Source organism: Bradyrhizobium sp. MI1.11 (genome assembly GCF_055811255.1).
Genome location: NZ_JBVVPM010000005.1, coordinates 35,621 through 53,917, shown reverse-complemented (window position 1 = coordinate 53,917; position 18,297 = coordinate 35,621). Strand labels below are relative to the sequence as shown.

The 18,297-nt window shown below is 62.8% G+C and carries 15 protein-coding genes; 8 read left to right on the top strand and 7 right to left on the bottom strand.

Going from position 1 to position 18,297, the window contains the following annotated elements; translation table 11 throughout:
- Nucleotides 1-3,489, bottom strand: a 3,489-nt coding sequence (locus AC0L30_RS06925; protein WP_473404081.1) for a FecR domain-containing protein, incomplete at its 3' end; no start/stop codon positions are given.
- Between the two features lie 619 nt (nt 3,490-4,108).
- Here AC0L30_RS06925 and AC0L30_RS06920 point away from each other — a divergent pair.
- Together AC0L30_RS06920 and AC0L30_RS06915 are read left to right on the top strand one after the other, a co-directional pair.
- Complete coding sequence (locus tag AC0L30_RS06920; RefSeq protein WP_473404080.1) at nt 4,109-4,840, top strand: transglutaminase-like cysteine peptidase; 732 nt, start codon at nt 4,109-4,111, stop codon at nt 4,838-4,840.
- Nucleotides 4,841-5,052: 212 nt separating this feature from the next.
- Nucleotides 5,053-6,177, top strand: a complete 1,125-nt coding sequence (locus tag AC0L30_RS06915; protein WP_473404079.1) for a lysozyme inhibitor LprI family protein — start codon at nt 5,053-5,055, stop codon at nt 6,175-6,177.
- A 158-nt stretch (nt 6,178-6,335) separates the two neighbouring features.
- Here AC0L30_RS06915 and AC0L30_RS06910 read toward each other — a convergent pair whose 3' ends face one another.
- The 6 genes from AC0L30_RS06910 to AC0L30_RS06885 form a co-directional block, all read right to left on the bottom strand.
- Complete coding sequence (locus tag AC0L30_RS06910) at nt 6,336-7,535, bottom strand: ABC transporter substrate-binding protein (protein ID WP_354200501.1); 1,200 nt, start codon at nt 7,533-7,535, stop codon at nt 6,336-6,338.
- 79 nt (nt 7,536-7,614) lie between these two features.
- On the bottom strand, nt 7,615-9,453 hold the full coding sequence (locus AC0L30_RS06905; RefSeq protein WP_473404078.1) for an AMP-dependent synthetase/ligase: 1,839 nt from the start codon (nt 9,451-9,453) through the stop codon (nt 7,615-7,617).
- Nucleotides 9,454-9,542: 89 nt separating this feature from the next.
- Nucleotides 9,543-10,331: an ABC transporter ATP-binding protein gene (locus AC0L30_RS06900; protein WP_007599536.1), complete on the bottom strand. Its 789-nt coding sequence runs from the start codon at nt 10,329-10,331 to the stop codon at nt 9,543-9,545.
- Nucleotides 10,332-10,335: 4 nt separating this feature from the next.
- Nucleotides 10,336-11,094 carry an ABC transporter ATP-binding protein gene (locus AC0L30_RS06895; protein WP_007599535.1) on the bottom strand — a complete coding sequence of 253 codons (759 nt, stop codon included), beginning with the start codon at nt 11,092-11,094 and terminating at the stop codon, nt 10,336-10,338.
- Complete coding sequence (locus tag AC0L30_RS06890; RefSeq protein ID WP_473404077.1) at nt 11,091-12,242, bottom strand: branched-chain amino acid ABC transporter permease; 1,152 nt, start codon at nt 12,240-12,242, stop codon at nt 11,091-11,093. The genes AC0L30_RS06895 and AC0L30_RS06890 overlap by 4 nt, the downstream gene beginning before the upstream one ends.
- A gap of 4 nt (nt 12,243-12,246) precedes the next feature.
- Nucleotides 12,247-13,122: a branched-chain amino acid ABC transporter permease gene (locus AC0L30_RS06885; RefSeq protein ID WP_007599531.1), complete on the bottom strand. Its 876-nt coding sequence runs from the start codon at nt 13,120-13,122 to the stop codon at nt 12,247-12,249.
- 263 nt (nt 13,123-13,385) lie between these two features.
- On the opposite strand from AC0L30_RS06885, the gene AC0L30_RS06880 reads away from it, so the two are divergent.
- From AC0L30_RS06880 to AC0L30_RS06855, 6 genes are all read left to right on the top strand, one after another.
- Nucleotides 13,386-14,135, top strand: a complete 750-nt coding sequence (locus AC0L30_RS06880) for an ABC transporter ATP-binding protein (RefSeq protein ID WP_219681133.1) — start codon at nt 13,386-13,388, stop codon at nt 14,133-14,135.
- Nucleotides 14,132-15,658: a permease gene (locus AC0L30_RS06875; RefSeq protein ID WP_219681131.1), complete on the top strand. Its 1,527-nt coding sequence runs from the start codon at nt 14,132-14,134 to the stop codon at nt 15,656-15,658. The genes AC0L30_RS06880 and AC0L30_RS06875 overlap by 4 nt, the downstream gene beginning before the upstream one ends.
- 68 nt (nt 15,659-15,726) lie before the next feature.
- Complete coding sequence (locus AC0L30_RS06870) at nt 15,727-15,981, top strand: AbrB/MazE/SpoVT family DNA-binding domain-containing protein (protein WP_007599523.1); 255 nt, start codon at nt 15,727-15,729, stop codon at nt 15,979-15,981.
- Nucleotides 15,978-16,382 carry a type II toxin-antitoxin system VapC family toxin gene (locus tag AC0L30_RS06865; RefSeq protein ID WP_354159646.1) on the top strand — a complete coding sequence of 135 codons (405 nt, stop codon included), beginning with the start codon at nt 15,978-15,980 and terminating at the stop codon, nt 16,380-16,382. The genes AC0L30_RS06870 and AC0L30_RS06865 overlap by 4 nt, the downstream gene beginning before the upstream one ends.
- 59 nt (nt 16,383-16,441) lie before the next feature.
- Nucleotides 16,442-17,257, top strand: a complete 816-nt coding sequence (locus AC0L30_RS06860; RefSeq protein ID WP_007599521.1) for an MBL fold metallo-hydrolase — start codon at nt 16,442-16,444, stop codon at nt 17,255-17,257.
- A 70-nt stretch (nt 17,258-17,327) separates the two neighbouring features.
- Nucleotides 17,328-18,272, top strand: a complete 945-nt coding sequence (locus tag AC0L30_RS06855) for an EamA family transporter (protein ID WP_473404076.1) — start codon at nt 17,328-17,330, stop codon at nt 18,270-18,272.
- Nucleotides 18,273-18,297 lie beyond the last annotated feature (25 nt).

The window sequence follows — 18,297 nt, the reverse complement described above, 5'->3', positions numbered from 1 at the left end:
CGTCACCGTGCCGGTGTTGGTCACGACGTCATTGAGCAGCGTTGCAGCGCCGGCGATCTTCAGCGTGCCGATATTGGCGACCGCGCCACCCTGGATGCTGGCGCCGTCCTGAAGCTTGACGGTGTTGTCAAGCTCGATGCCTGCATTGTCCGTGATCGTCGAGCCCGAAACCGTGATGCCGTCCAGCGTCAGCTTGGCATCGGCGGTAACTGCAGCCGTGCTCAGTGTGGCGCCGCCATCGAACGTGCTGGCGCCAGTGACGTCGATGGTGCCGGGGCCGTCGATCGTGCCGCCTGTGATCTCGGCGCCGGACAGCGTCAGGGTCTTGCCGCCGTCGACATGGACGGTGTGCCCAGTGTTGGTGAGGACATCGTTGAGCAGCGTCGCCGCGCCGGCGATCTCCAGCGTGCCGATGTTGGTGATCGGGCCATTCTGGATCTTGGCGTTGCCTTCCAACAGCACGGTGCCCTTCAGCACCACGCTGCCGCCGCCGCTGATGGTCGAGCCCGACACCGTCATGCCATCGAGCGTCAGCGCGATGCCGTTCTCGACAGTGACCGTGCTCGTGCTCAGCGTCGCACCGCCGTCGATCGTACTGGCGCCGGCAACGTCGATCGTGCCGAGACCGTTGATCGTGCCGCCGCTGATGGTGGCGCCGTACACTGTCAGCTTGCCAGCGGCATCGATCGTGACGTTGCCAGTATTGGTAACGATCGAGCCCTGGTCGATCGTCAGCCAGCCATTCGCCAGCACCTTGATCGTGCCGCCGGAGGCGTTGGAGACGGTCTCGTGGGCGAAATCCGCCGTGCCCTTGACGTTGACCGCTCCTGAATTGTTCAGCGTGCCGTTCTTGAGGACGCTGCTGCCATCGAGTTCCAACGTGCCGGCGATGGTGACCGTGCCGCCGCTGATGGTGGCAGTGTCGACGATCAGCGTCGTGCCGGCATCGGCCTTGAGCGTGCCGCCGGCATTGTTAATTGCGGCGAGCGTCTTCAGCGTGCCGCCGGACAGCTCAATCGTGCCGGAATTGGCGATCGTGGTACCGCCAGCGAAATCGCCACCGGCCGCAAGCGTCAGATAGCCGGCATTGGTGAGCACGCTACTGTCCAGGAACTCGGCCTTGCCACCAACCGAGATCGTGCTTGCCGCGAAATTGGTGAGCTTCGAATCGGCCTTGAGGCTGATCTCGCCCGCAATCGTCAGCGCACTCTTGTTGATGACTTCCGGTGCCTTGTGGCCGACCGCGGTGTCGTAGTCGTTCATCGTGATCGACTTGGCGTAGGCTGCCGTGTCGATTGTCACCGGATAGGACGGCGTCAGCCCATGCAGCTGGTCGGTGATGACGATGACGTCGTCATTGATGGTCGGGACCGTGCCGGTTGCCCAATTGGCCGCATCCTTCCAGAAGCCGCCGGAGGGAGCACCGGGCTTGTCGGTCGCGATCCACACCACGGCGGGAGCGTCGGTGCCGGTGATCGTGACGGTGATGGTCTGCTGCGAGGTGGCGCCTTGCGCGTCCTTGAGCGTCACGGTGTAGGCCAGCGTCAGCACCTCACCCTTGGGGATGAAGTCGGCGAGGTAGACCGGCAGGTCGGCCAGCGACCAGCTGATGGTGCCGGTGCCGCTGCCCTTGCTGTCGGCGCCCGCCGCGATCGCGACCGACATCGCGCTCTGGAACGCCGCGAGTGGGCCGGGCGGAACGCTACCATCAGGCAGGGTCGCACTGGTCAGCTTGACCGCGACCGTGTGGGCGTCGGTGAGGTCGACATCCGTGAAGGTCAGCGTGCCCGAAGTCGGCACCTCGCTGGTGAGCGGGCCACCGGGTTTGCTGGTGCCGCCCTCGAAGATGATGACGGGAACGCTGGTGGTGATCACCGGCTTGTCGTTGGTGCCGGTGATCGTGATGGTGATGTCGATGGGCGACGTTTCGGGATTGACCGAGAAATTATTGTTGACGCGAACCTTGTAAGTCAGCGTCAACGTTTCACCGGCCGCTAGGAAGTCGAAGACGTGGTCGGGAATCGTGTAGGTCCAGACCGCCGAGCCGTTGTTGTTGTTACCGCCGGCTGCGGCGACGCTGATCTGGGTTTGCGTTGCCGCGATGTCCTGCTTCTGGAGTGCAGAGAGCGCGCTGGTGACATCCTGCTGGCCGGCATTTTTGTAGAGATAGTTCGGCGCGTCGCCGAGGTCTATGCTCACCGTCGGCCGGTCGCCCAGGTTCTGGTCGACGAAGGTGATCAGGCCGGAGATGGTGTCGGAATGCGTCGTGTCGCCGGTCGTATCCGCACGCTCAGTCAGCGCGAACGCCTTCTGCACATTCCCATTGAGATCAAGGCTGCGTGCATCGGGCGGGCCGGGAATGCGGGTGCTGCTCGACGGATCATGGCCGGAATCCTGCGCTCCCGGCTGAGTGAGATTCGTGAAGGTCGCGGTCGCGGTGGCACCGGTGTCCGTCTTGATCACGACAATGTTGCCGGTCTGCGTGATCGAGTCGGTGAAGTTCTGGGTCAGCTTGGTGTTGCTGTTGTTGTCCGTGAACTTCAGCGTGAACACGTCCGTGATCAGCTTCTGGATGTCCGGCGACATCAGCGCATTGGAGATCGAGACGTTGCCGCCGCTGATCTGGATCATCTGGCCGGCCTGGTTGACCGTCGCGATCGGCAGCAGCGTGACCTTGTCGAACAGGATGTAGGAGCCCGTCGTGCCGTTCGGCTCGACCAGCACCTGGAAGCTCGCCTGCGGCTGCGGATCGCCGCCGCCAGCGGGAACGACGAAGTTGATCTGGCTCAGCACCGCCGTGCCGCGGATACCCATGGTGGCGACTGGCGTGTCGACCTTCATGTCTCCGTGCTTGGCGGTCTCGCCGGCAACGAAGGTGATGGTGCCCGCGACCAGACTGAGCAGAGAGGAATTGTTCGACCCGTTGGGGTCGTAGACCATCTCGTTCAGCACCATCCGCGCATTGGAGGACAGGCCGAACACCGTGCCGTCGATGAACGTGATGCCGAGCGTCGAGTCGCCACCGGTCGAGACCACGTCGCCCTTCTCGACGTTGTCGCCGTTGTTCAGGATGACGGAGACGCCGTTACGAACCGCGGTCGCGCTGCCGGAGAGCTTGGTGACGTGGCCGATGACCTGGGCGGCGGCAATGCCGGAGGCGGCCTGCGCATATTGCACATGGCCGGTGAGTGCGTTGACGACGTCGCCGGTGAGGTGCGCGCCGTCGGGCGAGGCGATCGCCGCGCGCTTGTCGCCCCTGAAATAGTCGTGAACGACGAAGTCGTGGCCGTCATGGGACAGCACGAGGTCGAGACCGGCGCGCTTGAAATCGCCGTTGAAGATCAGGTTCGGGTCGGGAACGACGAATGCGCCGTCAGGCACATGACCATGTGCCTTTGCGGTAAAGGAATCGACGTGGCCATCGGCGGGCGATCGGGAACCCAAGCCGTCCAAGGAAATCGCGGCGTCAAATTTGCCAGCGTAATTCAATCCGGGCACCAAAAAAGGAGTTAAAATCTAAGTAAGTATCGCTCGCCTAAACTTGCATATCATTACCAAGTCCTTAGCGAAACCACCTATTGCTTGTGTGATTTCGCATCACCAAGCGGTCGATGCTCTCAGGCGGCTGGGCACCTGCAGAGAAGTCAAAGTAATCTTTCAAATACTCATACGTAAAGCAGCGCTTATTTTCGCTCATTCCAAGTAACCTCATGTATTCTATTGCAGAAATCCCACAATAGATACTTATGTCATCTTTTGTTCGTGGTGCCCCGCACCACCCTGCGGCAAATACGGGGCCAAATCTGTGATCCAACTAACAGAAGCCGTGAAATAGCGAGCCGTTAGCCATAAGGCGCAGAATCAGTTCCACCACAACTTGTGCCTGCAATTGGTCCTTCTTCGCGGCAACTGCCGCTCTCCTAGCCGCGAATCGTAAAATTTTACGCAATATGAGCAGGCCCGTTTCAGCCTGTTGCCCGGTTTTGGGACCCCAGCCGGGCGCGTTAAGCAGAACAAAACCGCCTGCCTCGCACTATCTCCGCGAAAGCAACAAAGCCCAGCACGTGCAGGTCGAGGGGGACCTGGCGAAGCCGGAAGGGGATGTCAGATGGAGACCGCTGCTCGTTCGCGCGCCTGGCGCGCAATCCTAGTGCTGTGCGGATTGATCCTGCTTGGATCGGCCGCCGAGCTTCGCGCTGGCACGCTGTTGTCGCCGGGAGCCGGCGTCCTCGTGCGCAAATCCGCCGAGCCGTTCGGCGTGTTCGCCTTCGCCATCTCCGCCGGCAGCCTGCAACAAAAATGGCTCGCGCTGAGGTCCAGGCTCGACGATGACATGGTGCAGCTCGCGCTGTGCGACGGCGACCGGGACAATTGCGCTTCGCCGGCTGCGCTGAAACTGCTCGCCATCGTCGACCAGGCCCGCAGCCGTGACGGCCGCGCTCTGCTGGGCGAGACCAATCGCGCCATCAACCTCGCCATCCGTGCCGCCGCTGACGGTTCTGAGGACGTCTGGAGCTCACCTCTCGCGACCTTCGCGCGCGGCGCCGGGGATTGCGAGGATTACGCCATTGCCAAGCTCGCCGCCCTGCGGCTCGCGGGCGTTGCCGCCGAAGATCTCCGTATCGTCGTGGTGCGCGACGTCAGGGCCGGCGAAGAGCATGCGGTTGTCGCTGCACGGCTCGACGGCCACTGGCTGATGCTCGACAACCGCCGCATGGCGATGGTCGAGGACGACGCCGCACGGAGCTACCAGCCGTTGTTCGTGCTCTACCAGTCGGCCGTGATGAAGTATGTCGACGAACCCGTGCGGTTCTCGATGATCGCCGCCGAGGCGCGTTGACTTTCTTGTAGCCCGGATGGAGCCACCGGGTCGGCGCACAGCGCCGCCCGATGACGGGCTCCGCGAAATCCGGGGCCGCCGCCTGTCGCACGAATCCCGGATTGCGCTGCGCTCCATCCGGGCTACCAGGATCAAGTAGCTTACCCCACAAAGCCATTTCGCCGCGCGATTCGGGACGCTAGCATGGCCGCGGCTATGTGGGGGCGACCGGAATGCGGTTCATCGTGCTGACTATGCTTGCACTGCTGGCCTTGCCGGCGGCGCCAGGCTTCGCGCAATCCAGCCCGTCCGACCGCTCGGTCGCCGAAAGGCTGCCGTTGTTCGCCAGGAACAACTGCCAGCAGATCCGCGATCCCGGCAATCAATTGTTCTGCGGTGATGCCGAGCTTGCCGCCGCCGCCGAGAAGCTGAGCACGGGGATCGAGGCACGGCTTGCCCGTCTGCCCGATCGCCTGCCTGGGATCGAGGAGAACGCGATCTGGATTCGCCAGCGCAACCTCGGTTGCGGCATCGTCGGCCAGACCGCGATCCGCACCGACGATTTCGACCGGGTGAAGGCATGTCTTCTCAAGGTGACCGATGAGCGCGCCGCGATCGTGCGCGATCCGGATTTCGACTGTCTCGCGGCCAACACCGCCGCGGGCGCGCTGATCTGTGCGGACCCGTCGATGGCGCTTGCCGAGACCGAGTTGAACAGTCAGGTTCTCGGCCTGATCGGCAAGCTCGATCCGACCGCGGCGCGCTTTGCCTTCGCCGAATACGGCCGGTGGACGCGGGAGCGCGATCGCAAATGCAATCTGGTCGGCAAGGAGAACGTGCCGCTCGGGGAGCTCGAGTCCGCGGAGGACTGTCTCGCCGGCTATCTGAAGCACAAGGCCGACGAGATTGGCGCGGCGAAAGGCGATCCGAAGAAGGTGTTCGGCCGGCAGGTCGCAGCCCGCGCGCCCGACACCGATGCCGTCGACTTCTGTGCCGCGCGAATCCACGCGGCCAATTCCTGCGGCAACTTCCTCCGCATCAACCGCGTCTATGCGCTCGACAGCCAGGTGGGCGAGCAGGAGGCGCAGGTCACGGGCGAAATCGAGATGGCCGTGCTGGCACCCTTCGCCACCTGCAGCAAGGTCGCCACGACGTGCACGGGCACCTGCTGGGACCCCAGGACGGGCCGTCCGCAGCCTGGCGTCGGCAACAAGGAGCGCTCCGCAGACGCCTTCAACGTCACGCGCCGCCTGCGGATCCAGCGCACGTTTGCGTTTGTCAAAGCCGCCGATGGCTGGCGCTGCCGGGAAGACGAGCTGGCCCCGGTGAATTCAGGCACCGCGGGTGGGGGATCGTAGGGCTGTCCTCTCCCTCGCCCCGTTCTTACGGGGAGAAGGTTGGGGTGAGGGGCTGCTTCAGCGAATCCGGTGACAGGTCGACTCGCGGAGAGCCCCCTCACCCGGAATTTGCTGCGCAAATCCCGGCCTCTCCCCGCATGCGGGGAGAGGCGAAGAAATCAAAACATCAGATTGTCCTTCACCAGAACCCAGCGGCCGCCCTTGACCTGCTGCACCTGGGTGATGGTGTTGGCGAGGTGGTCGGTCTTGGAGAATTTGGTCGGCGGCGAGTTGAAGATGTCGAGGAACTTGTCGCCCGATTCCAGCGCGTCCAGCATCTTCTGGCCGGTGAGATCCTTGCCCGCCTTATTGGCGTAGAACGCAAACGTCGTCACCGCATTGTAGCCGATGATCGCCTGCGTGTTGGCATCGGTGTTGAACATCTTCTTGTAGTTGATGAGCCAGTCGTGGACCTTGCCCTTGGCGGTGTCCTCATAGGGGATCTCGAAGCCGCTCGCCGCATAAAGGCCCTCGACGGCGTCCTTGCCGAGTGCCGGCACTTCCAGCACGTTGGTCGGCGTCGCCCCCAGGAAAGTAACGTCCCAACCAAGTTTCTTCGCCTCCGTCATCGCGCCGATGGTCTCGCGGATCACGGTGCCGAGCACGACGAGATCGCAGCCGTCGGACTTCATCTTGGCGATCTGCGCGCTGAAATCGGAGGCGCCGCGCTTGTAGCTCGTCACCGACGCCGGCTGCAGCTTCATGACCGTCAATTGCTGGGTGAAGCCGTCGAGCACGTTCTTTCCGTACTCGTCGTCCTGGTGCATGATGCAGGGCTTCTGGAAGTTCTTCCACTCCACCATGTATTTCAGCGCGGCGCGCGTGCTCTCAACATAGGGCAAGAGGTTGTTGAACTTCAGCCGCTCCTGCGGCTTGGCCGGGTCGAACTTGAAGGTGAACTCGGCGGCGGTCAGCGGGAAGAGCTGGAGCACGCCGGCATCGAACAGGATGTCCTGCGCGGCGAGCGTCGGCGCCGATCCCATCGAGCCGATCATTGCAAATATCTTGTCGCGCTCGACCATCTTCTGGGACGCCAGCACGCCCTTCTTCGGATCGTAGCCGTTGTCCTCGAGGATCATCCTGATCTTGCGGCCATTGATGCCACCGGCCGCATTGATTTCCTCGACCGCCATCTTCATGCCGTTGGAGACCGGCACGCCCCAGACCTTGATCGGCCCCGACAGATCCTGATGGGTGCCGATGACGATCTCGGACGCCGAGATGCCTTCATTGGTGACCTTGGTTTGCGCGACGGCGGGCAGACAGGTGAGCACCACCGCGCCTGCCGCAAGGCCGAACGTTCTCAACGATCTCGACATTGACGTCTCCTCTCCTTGGGGCCCTTATGGTGCGAAGGGTGGGGCCATCACTCCTTCGCTGTTATTTAAACAAGATTGTTCAAGCCACCGCCCGCGCCGGATACATCGCGTCGATTTCGGCGGCATAACGCTTGTTCACGAAGCCGCGCTTCAGCTTCATGGTCGGCGTCAGCTCCTCGTCCTCCGGAGTGAGCTGGCGTTCGATCAGATAGAATCTCTTGATGGTCTCGACGCGGGCGAAATTGGCATTGACCGCTTCGATCTCGCGCCAGATCAGATCCTGGATCTCCGCCGCGCGGCACAGGCTGGCATAATTGGTAAAGGGGATGTCGTGGTCCTGCGCGAACTTCTCGACATTCTCCTGGTCGATCATCACGAGGCAGGTGAGGTATGGCCGCTTGTCGCCGATCACCACGGAATCCGAGATGTAGGGCGAGAATTTCAGCTGATTCTCGATCTCGGACGGCGTGATGTTCTTGCCGCCCGAGGTGATGATGATGTCCTTCATCCGGTCGGTGATGCGGACGAAGCCCTCATTGTCGATGGTGCCGACGTCGCCGGTATGCAGCCAGCCGCGATGGTCGATCGCCTCAGCTGTCCTCTCCGGCTGATTCAGATAGCCCATGAACAGGAAGTCGCCCCTGATCAGGATCTCGCCGTCGGGCGACAGCGCCACTTCCCCCCACGACACCGCCTTGCCCACCGAGCCAAGCTTGATGCCTTCCGCCGGCATCATGGTGGCGACCCCGCAATTCTCGGTCTGGCCGTAGAGTTCGTGGATGTCGATGCCGAGCGCGAGATACCAGCGGATCAGCTCCGGCGCGATCGGCGCCGCGCCGGTGAAGGCGATGCGGCATCGGTCGAGCCCGATCATGCGTCGGATGTTGCGAAAAGCGAGCCGGTAAGCGATGCCGTTGGCGATGCGCAACGACAGCGGCGGCGGCTTCCCTTCGATCCTGCAATCGACCATGCGATAACCAATGTCGATGGCGCGGCGGTACACCCATTGCTGCAACGGCGTCGCATCCTTCAGCGCGATGGTGATCGCGGAATAGAACTTCTCCCAAATCCGCGGCACCGCGAGGAAGATGGTCGGCTGCACCTCGCGCAGATTGTCCGGCACAGTCTCGGGACTCTCGGCAAAATTCATCACCGAGCCGAGCGCGACCGAGATGTAATAGCCGCCGATCCGCTCGGCGACGTGGCAGAGCGGCAGGAAAATCAGCCGCTCCTCGTTCTCGCGCGCTGGAATGAAATCATCGGCGTGCCGCATCTGGTGCGTGACGCTGCGATTGGCGTGCATGGCGCCCTTGGGCGGGCCCGTGGTGCCGGATGTATAGACGAGGACCGCGAGATCGCTCGCGCTGCGACTGTCGACCATCTCCTGCCACAGCGCCTCGCGGCCGGCCATGTGGTTGCGCCCGAGCGCGCGGAACTCGTCGAGCGACATCACCATGTCGTCGGAGAAGCCGCTAAGGCCCTCCATGTCGAACACGATGATCTTTCGCAGGGACGGACAGCGTGCGCGGGAGGCCAGGATCTTGTCGAGCTGCTCCTCGTCCTCGGCGAAGATCACTTTCGTCCGGGAATCGTTGACGAGATATTCGACCTGGGATGAGGCATCGGTCGGATAGATCCCGGAAGAGACGCCGCCGGCGCACAGAATGCCCATGTCGACATGGACCCATTCCGGCACGGCGTTGGCGATGATGGAAGCAACGTCGTCGGGCCTGAAGCCGATGGCGTGCAGCGCGTAGGCGATCTCCTTCGAGATCTCCAGCCATTCGCGCCAGCTGGTCGGCTGCCAGATCCCGAATTTCTTCTCGCGTATAGCCGGCCTGTCGCCCCGCGTCTCCGCGGCGCGCAAAAAGCTTTTCGCGATCGTGTCAGCGACCGTCAGCACCGCCGGTCGGGCCATGCACGTCTCCTCCTTGTCGCGCTCCCCTCCACTGCCTGCCTTGCCGGCGGTCTATATTAGCGGATGGACTTTGGTATTTAAGGCTTCCTCTAACGCCAAGTCTTCTTCTTTTTCCAGCGCCGCTCGCCTCGTGCGCCGGCTTCCTTGGCGCCCAGGTAGAATTCCTGGATGTCCTTCGAATGCATCAAGCGGTCGCAGCTGTCGTTCATCACGATCCGGCCGATTTCCAGCACATAGCCATAGTGCGCCGTCTCCAGCGCCACCTTGGCGTTCTGCTCGACCAGCAGGATCGACATGCCCTGCTCCTCGTTGACCCGACGGATGATGGCGAAGATCTCCTTCACCAGCAGCGGCGACAGCCCAAGCGAGGGCTCGTCGAGCAGCAACAGCGTCGGCCGGTTCATCAGCGCGCGGCCGATTGCGAGCATCTGCTGCTCGCCGCCGGAGAGCTGTCCGGCCGGCTGGTTGATGCGCTCCTTCAGCCGCGGGAAATAGCCGTAGACGCGCTCCAGATCGTCCGCGACGCCGTCGCGATCCTTGCGCGGATAGGCCCCCATCATCAGGTTCTCGCGCACGGAGAGGAACGGGAACACCTCGCGGCCCTCCGGCACATGGCTGAGGCCCAGCCGCACGATCCTGTCCGCCTCCATGCGCTGGATCGACTTGCCCATGAACTCGATGGCGCCCTTCTGCGGGTCGAGAATGCCCGAGATCGTCTTCAGCACCGTGGTCTTGCCGGCGCCGTTGGCGCCCAGCAGCGTGACGATGCGGCCGCGCGGCACTTCGAGCGAGATGCCGCGGATCGCCATGATCGGCCCGTAATAGCTCTCGATGTTGGAGAGTTTCAGGATGATATCTGGTGTCGCCACGGCATCCATCGCGTCAGGCTCCCAGATAGGCGGCGACGACATCGGGGTGCTCTTGCACTTCGGCCGGCGAGCCCATCGCCAGCACCCTGCCGTAGTTCAGCGCGATGACGCGGTCGGAGACGCGGTTGACCAGCGACATGTCGTGCTCGACCATCAGCACGGTGACGCCGAGCTCGCTCTTCAGGTCGCGGATCCAGAACGACATGTCGTCAGTCTCCTCCACGTTGAGGCCCGAGGACGGCTCGTCGAGCAGGATCAGCTTCGGCTCCGAGCATAGCGCGCGCGCCAGCTCGATCACCTTGCGCACGCCGTAAGGCAGACCCGAGATCAGCTTGTCGCGGTAGGGCTCGAGATCGAGGAATTCGATGACCTGCTCGACCCTGCGGCGATGCACCTTCTCGTCGGCGCGTACGCCTGGCAGGAACAACAGCTCCTGCCAAAGCTGCGTGGTCGAATGCCGGTGGCGGCCGACCAGCAGGTTCGACAACACCGTCGCATTCTCGAACAGCTCGATGTTCTGGAACGTGCGGGCGATGCCAAGCCTTGCGATGTCATGGGGCGGCTGCTCCGTGATGTCCTGATCCTCGAAAAAGATGCGACCCGAGGTCGGCCGGTAGATCCGCGAAATCAGGTTGAAAATCGAGCTCTTGCCGGCGCCGTTCGGCCCGATGATCGAGAGGATCTCGCCCTTTTCGACCGCGAACGACACCGCATCGACGGCCTTCAGCCCGCCGAAATGCAGCGACAAACTCTCGGCGCGAAAATAGCTCATCGGTTACGCTCCGACTTCACGTAGATCTTCTGCCGCTTGAAGGTGGCGCGCTTGTAAAGCGGGAACAGCTGGAAGAAGAGCTTTATCTTGAGCCAGCGGCCGTAAAGCCCGAGCGGTTCGAACAGCACGAACAATACGATGATGATGCCGTAGATGGCGCCTTTCAAGCCGTTGAGCGAGGCAAAGGCCGCGACCTTGGACTGGACATTGGCCGCGGCTTGCGTGCCCGCTCCGAACGTCGCTGCAATGCCGGCGATGATGCCGGGCATGTCGTCCTTGAGGTAGGTCAGGAACGGATCGATCATCACGATGAAGATCGCTCCCAGCACTGCGCCGTGCAGGCTGAAGGTGCCGCCGATCAGGATCACGATGATGAACTCGATCGAGAGCTGGAGCGTGAACATCTCCGGCGAGATGAAGGAGAGCTTGTGCGCGAACAACACGCCGGCGAAGCCGGTGATTGCCGCGGAGATCGCAAAGGACTTCACCTTGTACAGCGCGACATTGACGCCCATGCAGCGCGCCGCCGTCTCGCTGTCGCGGATCGCGACGAAGGCGCGCCCCGTGGGCGAGCGCAGCAAATTGAGCGTGCCGACGATGGTCAGCACCAGCACGGCGAGGCAGAGAAAATAGAAGGTGGGGCTGTCGCGCGAGACTGCGACCCCAAACAGCGACACCGCCTTGATCCGCATGCCCTCGTTGCCGTTGGTGACGCTCTCCCATCGCGCCAGAATCTCCTCGACGATGAAGGCGAAGGAGATGGTGGCGATGACGAGATAAATGCCTTGCAGCCGCAGCGCGGGGAATCCGACCAGCGCACCGATCAGCCCGGTCAGGAGCCCGGCTGCGAGAAAGTAGACCGGGAACGGCACACCATACTTCTGCAAATAGGCCGCCGTATACGCACCGATCGCGAGAAACGCCGCGTGCCCGAGCGAGGCCTGCCCGGTGAAACCCGTCAGAATCAGCAGCGCCACGCCGACGGTCGCATAGATGCAGACGAAGACGAGCTGACTCATCAGATAACTGGAGAGCACATAGGGCGCGATCAGCAGCACGGCCAGCAGGAGACCGTAGGAGACGTAATAGCCAGAATGCGGAAACAGCCTGATGTCGTCCTCGTAGTCGGTCTTGAACAGGAAGCGCATGCGTTCAGACTTTCTTGCGGACATGAAGGCCGAACAGGCCTTCGGGCTTGAGCAAGAGCACGGCGAGCAGCACGACGTAGGGCGCGACGTCCTTCCAGCCCTCGGCCAGATAGAAGCCGGCCATGCTCTCGATGACGCCGATCAGGACGCCGCCGACGACGGCGCCGGGGATCGAGCCGAAGCCGCCGAGCACGGCGGCCGGAAACGCTTTCAGGCCCAGCACTAGACCGACATTGGAATGGATGAAGGTGATCGGCGCCAGCAGCACGCCGGCACAGGTCGCAACCGCCGCGCTGATCGCCCAGACGATCGACACCACGCGCTTGACCGGGATGCCCATGTAATAGGCCGCCAGCATGTTCTCGGAACTGGCGCGCATCGCGGTGCCGAGCATGGTCTTGTTGAAGAACAGCCAGAGCAGCGCGCAGAGGATGACCGTCGCCGCGATCACCGAGAGCTTGTCATGGGCGAGCACCAGCGAACCGATCCGCAGCACGCCCTGACTGAACGGCGTGTCGATCTTGAAATCGTCGGTGCCCCAGATCATGCCGGAGACCGAGCGCAGGAAATAGCCGAGCCCGATGGTGGCCATGATGATGGAGAATTGCGGATAGCCGAGGATCGGCCGCACCACCACGCGCTCGGCGAGCATGCCGAACAGCGCCATTGCCGCCACCGCGCCGGCAAAGCCGACCCAGTAGTTCAGCCCCATCATGCCAATGAAGGTGAAGGCAAAGAATCCGCCCAGCATCATCAAATCGCCCTGCGCGAAATTGACGACCTCGGTGGCCTTGTAGACAAGCACGAAGCCGAGCGCGATCAGGCCGTAGACGCAGCCGAGCGCAACACCGCTGACCAGCTGCTGAACGAAATCCAGCATCGTCGCGCATCCTCCCGATACAACCGGCGGTTCTTCCTGACCGCCTTGCCGCATCTTGTGTTCAGTCGCTACGCAGTCGTTTCGCTGCGTTAGCGCCATTCGTCCCTTTGCCAATTCAGCCTGAACCGCCAAGCGCTGTCAACAAACGGTGACTTGCCATTAGTCCAATCCGGATGACGGAATTTGCGGCAGCGCGATTCACGGTGCCGAAACATCTTCGGGGCATGGTCGCGAGCGATGCAAAACCGCAAGGTGTGGCCGCCATGAAGACGGACGACTCGGCGCTCGAAGTCATGGGGTTAACGAAGTGTTTTGACCGTCTGGCGGTCGATAACCTCGATCTCACCATCCATGCCGGCGAATTCTATGCGCTGGTCGGCCCCAACGGCGCCGGCAAGACCACCACTTTGCGCATGGTTGCAGGCCTTTTGCGGCCCGATGCCGGCGCGGTCTCCATCTTCGGCATCGATGCGCTCCAGAACCCCGTCGCCGCCAAGCAGGTGATGGCGTGGGTCTCCGACGAGCCCATGATCTACGACAAGCTCACGCCGCTCGAATATCTCGAATTCGTGGCCGGTCTGTGGGGCATCGCACCATCGGCCTCGGAACCGGTCGCTGCGGGTCTCCTGAACTCGCTCGGGCTCGAGCCGCACCGGCACGAACGCTGCGAGGGTTTTTCCAAGGGCATGCGCCAGAAGGTCGCCCTCGCCGGCGCCCTGGTGCACGATCCCCGCCTCATCATCCTCGACGAGCCGCTGACGGGACTGGATGCCGTCTCCGCCCGCCATGTCAAGGGACTCCTGAGCGAGCGCGTCCGCGCCGGTTGCACCGTCATCATGACCACGCATATCCTCGAGGTCGCCGAACGCATGGCTGACCGTATCGGTGTGATCGCAGCCGGCCGCCTGGTTGCCGAGGGCACGCTGACCGAGCTCCGGCAGCAAAACGGGCACGCCGACACCAGCCTGGAAGATCTCTTCATCGCGCTGGTGACGCTTCCGGAAGCCGCATGAGCTCGGCCACCGCGCTGTCCTGGTTCGCCCGCCACGAGCTCCGGCTCGCCTGGCGCGAATGGCTCGCCATGATGACCGGCGGGCGGCGCAAACGAACACGTGCCGCGGTAATCGGCCTGCTGTTCTTCGCGGCGCTGCTGCACGTACCGGCCTGGGCGGTGATCGGCCGCTTCGCCGACCTGCAATTGCCACTCGACAAATCCTCGCTGATCGTGATCTCGGCGACGATTTTTCTCGCCTGGACGCTGATGCTGTCGCAGGCAATCGAATCGGTGACCCGGGTGTTTTACGCACGCGCCGATCTCGACCTCATCATGTCCTCACCCGCGACGCTGGCCAATCTGTTCTCGGTGCGCATCGCCGCGATCGCGCTCGCCATCACGGTGATGGCGCTGCTGTTCTCGACGCCCTTCATCGACGTGCTGGTATTCGGGGGCGGCGCGCGCTGGCTTGCTGCGTTCGGCGTCGTTGTCGCCATGGGCCTGTCGGCCGCAGCGATCGCGATCGCCGTCACCATCCTGCTGTTTCGCCTGATCGGTCCGGCGCGGACACGGTTCGTCGCCCAGATCCTCGCCGCCATCATCGGCGCCGGCTTCGTGATCGCGCTTCAGGTGGCGGCGATCATGTCCTACGGCACGCTGTCGCGCTTCACCATCCTGACCTCGGGTAGCTTGGCCGCTTACGCGCCCGATGCCGACAGCATCTGGTGGTGGCCGGCGCGGGCGGCGATGGGAGACGCCGAAGCGCTGCTGCTGCTCCTAGCGCTCGGGCTCGTGCTGCTCGGAAGCGTCATGGCGATCTTCTCGGGCCGCTTCGCCGACACGGCGATCGATGCCGCCGCCTATGGCGCGTCCGGCCGTCGCAGCGCGAAGGAGCGCCCGTTCCGCGGCGGATCGCGTCAGCATGCCCTGCGGCGCAAGGAATTTTCGCTGCTCTGGCGCGATCCCTGGCTGATCTCGCAGACGCTGATGCAGCTGCTCTATCTGGTGCCGCCGGCGCTGCTGCTCTGGCGCAACTTTGCCGACAGCTCCGCGGCGCTGACGCTGATCACGCCCGTCATCGTCATGGCGGCCGGCCAACTCGCCGGCGGGCTTGCCTGGCTGACGATCTCGGGCGAGGACGCGCCCGACCTGGTTGCGACCGCGCCGCTGACGCCGTCCAGCGTCATCCGCGCCAAGATCGAGGTGGTGCTGATCGCGATCGCCATCGTCTTCTGCCCGCTGATCGCGGCGCTCGCTTTCGCCTCGGCGTTCCAGGCCGCGGTCAGCGCCGGTGCGGTCATCGTCAGCGCGGCCTCCGCCACCGCAATCCAGCTCTGGTTCCGGGTGCAGGCCCGGCGCAGCCAATTTCGCCGTCGCCAGACCTCGTCGCGACTTGCGACCTTTGCCGAGGCGTTCTCCTCGATCGGCTGGGCTGCCAGCGCCGCGCTGGTGCTCACGCTGCCCATCGTCGGTCTCGTCAGCGGCCTGATCACCGCGGGCCTCGTCGCAATCACCTGGAAGTTCAGCCCGCGGCGGGAGTAAAGGCTGCCTGCCTTGAAAGTAAGGATAAATTGCCTTACCTATCAAGGTCTCAGTATTGAGGGATCCCCATGAGCACGCTCACGGTCACGGCAAAGGGGCAGGTTACGCTACGGAAAGACCTCCTGGAGCACCTCGGTGTACATCCGGGCGACAAGATTTCGATAGAAAAGCTTCCTGGCGGGCGAGTTGAGGTGAGAGCAGTTCGGCCCACCGGAGAGATTTCGGATGCCTTCGGCTTTCTGAAGGGAAAGACGAACGGTCGATCGCTCTCGATCGAGGAGATGAATGCGGTCATTGCTGACGGCTGGGCCAGCAAGCGATGAAGATAACACCCGACACCAACGTCCTGGTACGGGTGCTGGTCGAAGATGATGCCGAACAGAGCAAGGTGGCCGAAGCCCTTCTCGAGAACGCGGACCTCATAGCCATCTCGATCCCCGCATTATGTGAGTTAGCTTGGGTCCTCTCACGAGGCTACAAAACCTCTGCTGGAAATATCGCGGCTTCGATCCGGCACTTGATCAATGCATCCAATGTCGTCGTCAACCGGCCCATAGCTGAGGCTGGATTAGCGCTCCTCGAGGCCGGGGGTGACTTTGCCGATGGCGTCATCGCCCACGAAGGCAACTGGCTTGGGGCCGATACTTTCGTGTCGTTCGACAAAGCGGCCGTGAAACTGATCAAAGCAAGCGGTGGAATGGCGCGGCTCGCCGGCACCACATGACGCGAGGATAATTCGTAGATACACTCATCAGATCGTCGATAAGCGCCGGACGGTTCCTGATGTCTCGATTGTTGCTGACGGTCTGTGCGCTTCTCGGTTGGCTGGTAACATCTGCCTTCGCGCAGCAATCACCTCAGCGCAGCGAATGCCTGGCGATGGCGAATGCGGCACCCCGCGTGACGCCGGTCGCGTTCCGGCAGGCCGCAGCCTCCGCTGAAGTCCAGATTACCTATGCAGGCCATTCCACCTATTTCATCGACACGCCCGGCGGCTTGCGCATCGCGACCGACTATAGCGGGGCCTATCAAGTGGGCCGGCTGCCCGATGTCGTCACCATGAACCGGGCCCACAGCACGCATTATTCTTTATATCCCGACAAGCGCATTCCTCATGTGCTGCATGGCTGGGGCGAGGACGGCAAGCCGGCCATCGTGTCGGAGCGCATCGGCGACACCTTCATCCGCAACGTCACCACCGACATCCGTCGCTATTTCGGCGACGATTCCGGCGCCGACATGATCCGCGACGGCAATTCGATCTTCATCTTCGAGGTCGCGGGCCTCTGCATCGGCCATCTCGGCCATCTTCACCACAAGCTCGACGACAGCCATTTTGCCCAGATCGGGCGGCTCGACATCGTCATGGTGCCGATCGACGGCACCTACACCATGTCGCTCGACGGCGTCTCCGAGATCACCAAGCGGCTGCGCGCCTCGGTCGTGCTGCCGATGCACCGCTTCGCCACCCCGCTCGACGATTTCATGCAACGTATCGGCCAGCAGTTCGAGATCGACCGGCGCATGGAACGAAGTTTCCGGATGTCTCGGGATGCGTTGCCGTCGAAGCCGACGGTGATCATCCTCGACGGGGTGTGACGCGCCGAGCCGGAACGCATGAGCCTCCTCCGACTTGGTTGCTTCGAAATCAGTTACGATCGGAGCAGTCATGAGCAGAAGGTTGCTGGTCATAGGCTCATTTGCGGCCATTTACCTGCTGTGGGGTTCCACCTACTTCGCCATCACTTTGGGCCTGAAATCGATTCCGCCATTTCTGCTGATGACGCTGCGTTCGCTCTGTGGCGGCATCTTGTTGCTGGCCATGAGTGCCGGTGAGGTCGCGAACCTATCCGCGCAGGCGTGGATAAGGGCGAGCCTGTGCGGGCTCCTGTTCTTTGTCGGTTGCCATGGCGTACTCGCCTTCGCGCAGCAATCGGTTCCTTCGGGCGTGGCGGCCATCGTGCTGGCCACGATCCCGTTCTGGATCCTGCTGATCGATGTCTTGTTCCCCGGCGATCAGCGACCGAAGCCCTTCGCCCTGCTCGCTCTCGTGCCGGGCTTCTTCGGCGTCGGACTCGTGGCGTGGCAAAACGTCGAGCAGGCCGGCATCAGTATCCTTCCCGTCGTCTGGCTGCTGGCTGCGGCCTTGTCATGGTCGGCCGGGACTATCTTGTCCCGGAGCATGTCGAGCCAGGCATCCGCTATCCTGCTTTCGGGCATCCAGCTTTCGATAGGCGGTACCGTGTTGTTCACGATCAGTTGGCTGACAGGCGAGATCGGAAACTTCAGGCCGAGCGAGGTTTCGCTGACTTCGCTTGCAGCGGTGCTTTGGCTGATCATCGCTGGCAGCGTGATCGGATTCGTTGCCTACAACTGGCTTCTGGAAAACGTCTCGACCTCGTTGGTGTCGACCTACACTTTCGTCAACCCGGTGATCGCTGTACTGCTCGGCACCCTCGTGCTGAGCGAGCCATTTTCGCGCCTGATGTTGCTTGGTGCGGGTCTCGTGATTGTCTCCGTCATCGTCATTTGGCTCGCGGAACGCGCGACGAGCCGACGAACGAACGATAGGCCCAATCCTGGCATAGGGCATCTGTCGCCCAACAAGACTTGACGGCGGGCGCCGCGCAATTTTCTCC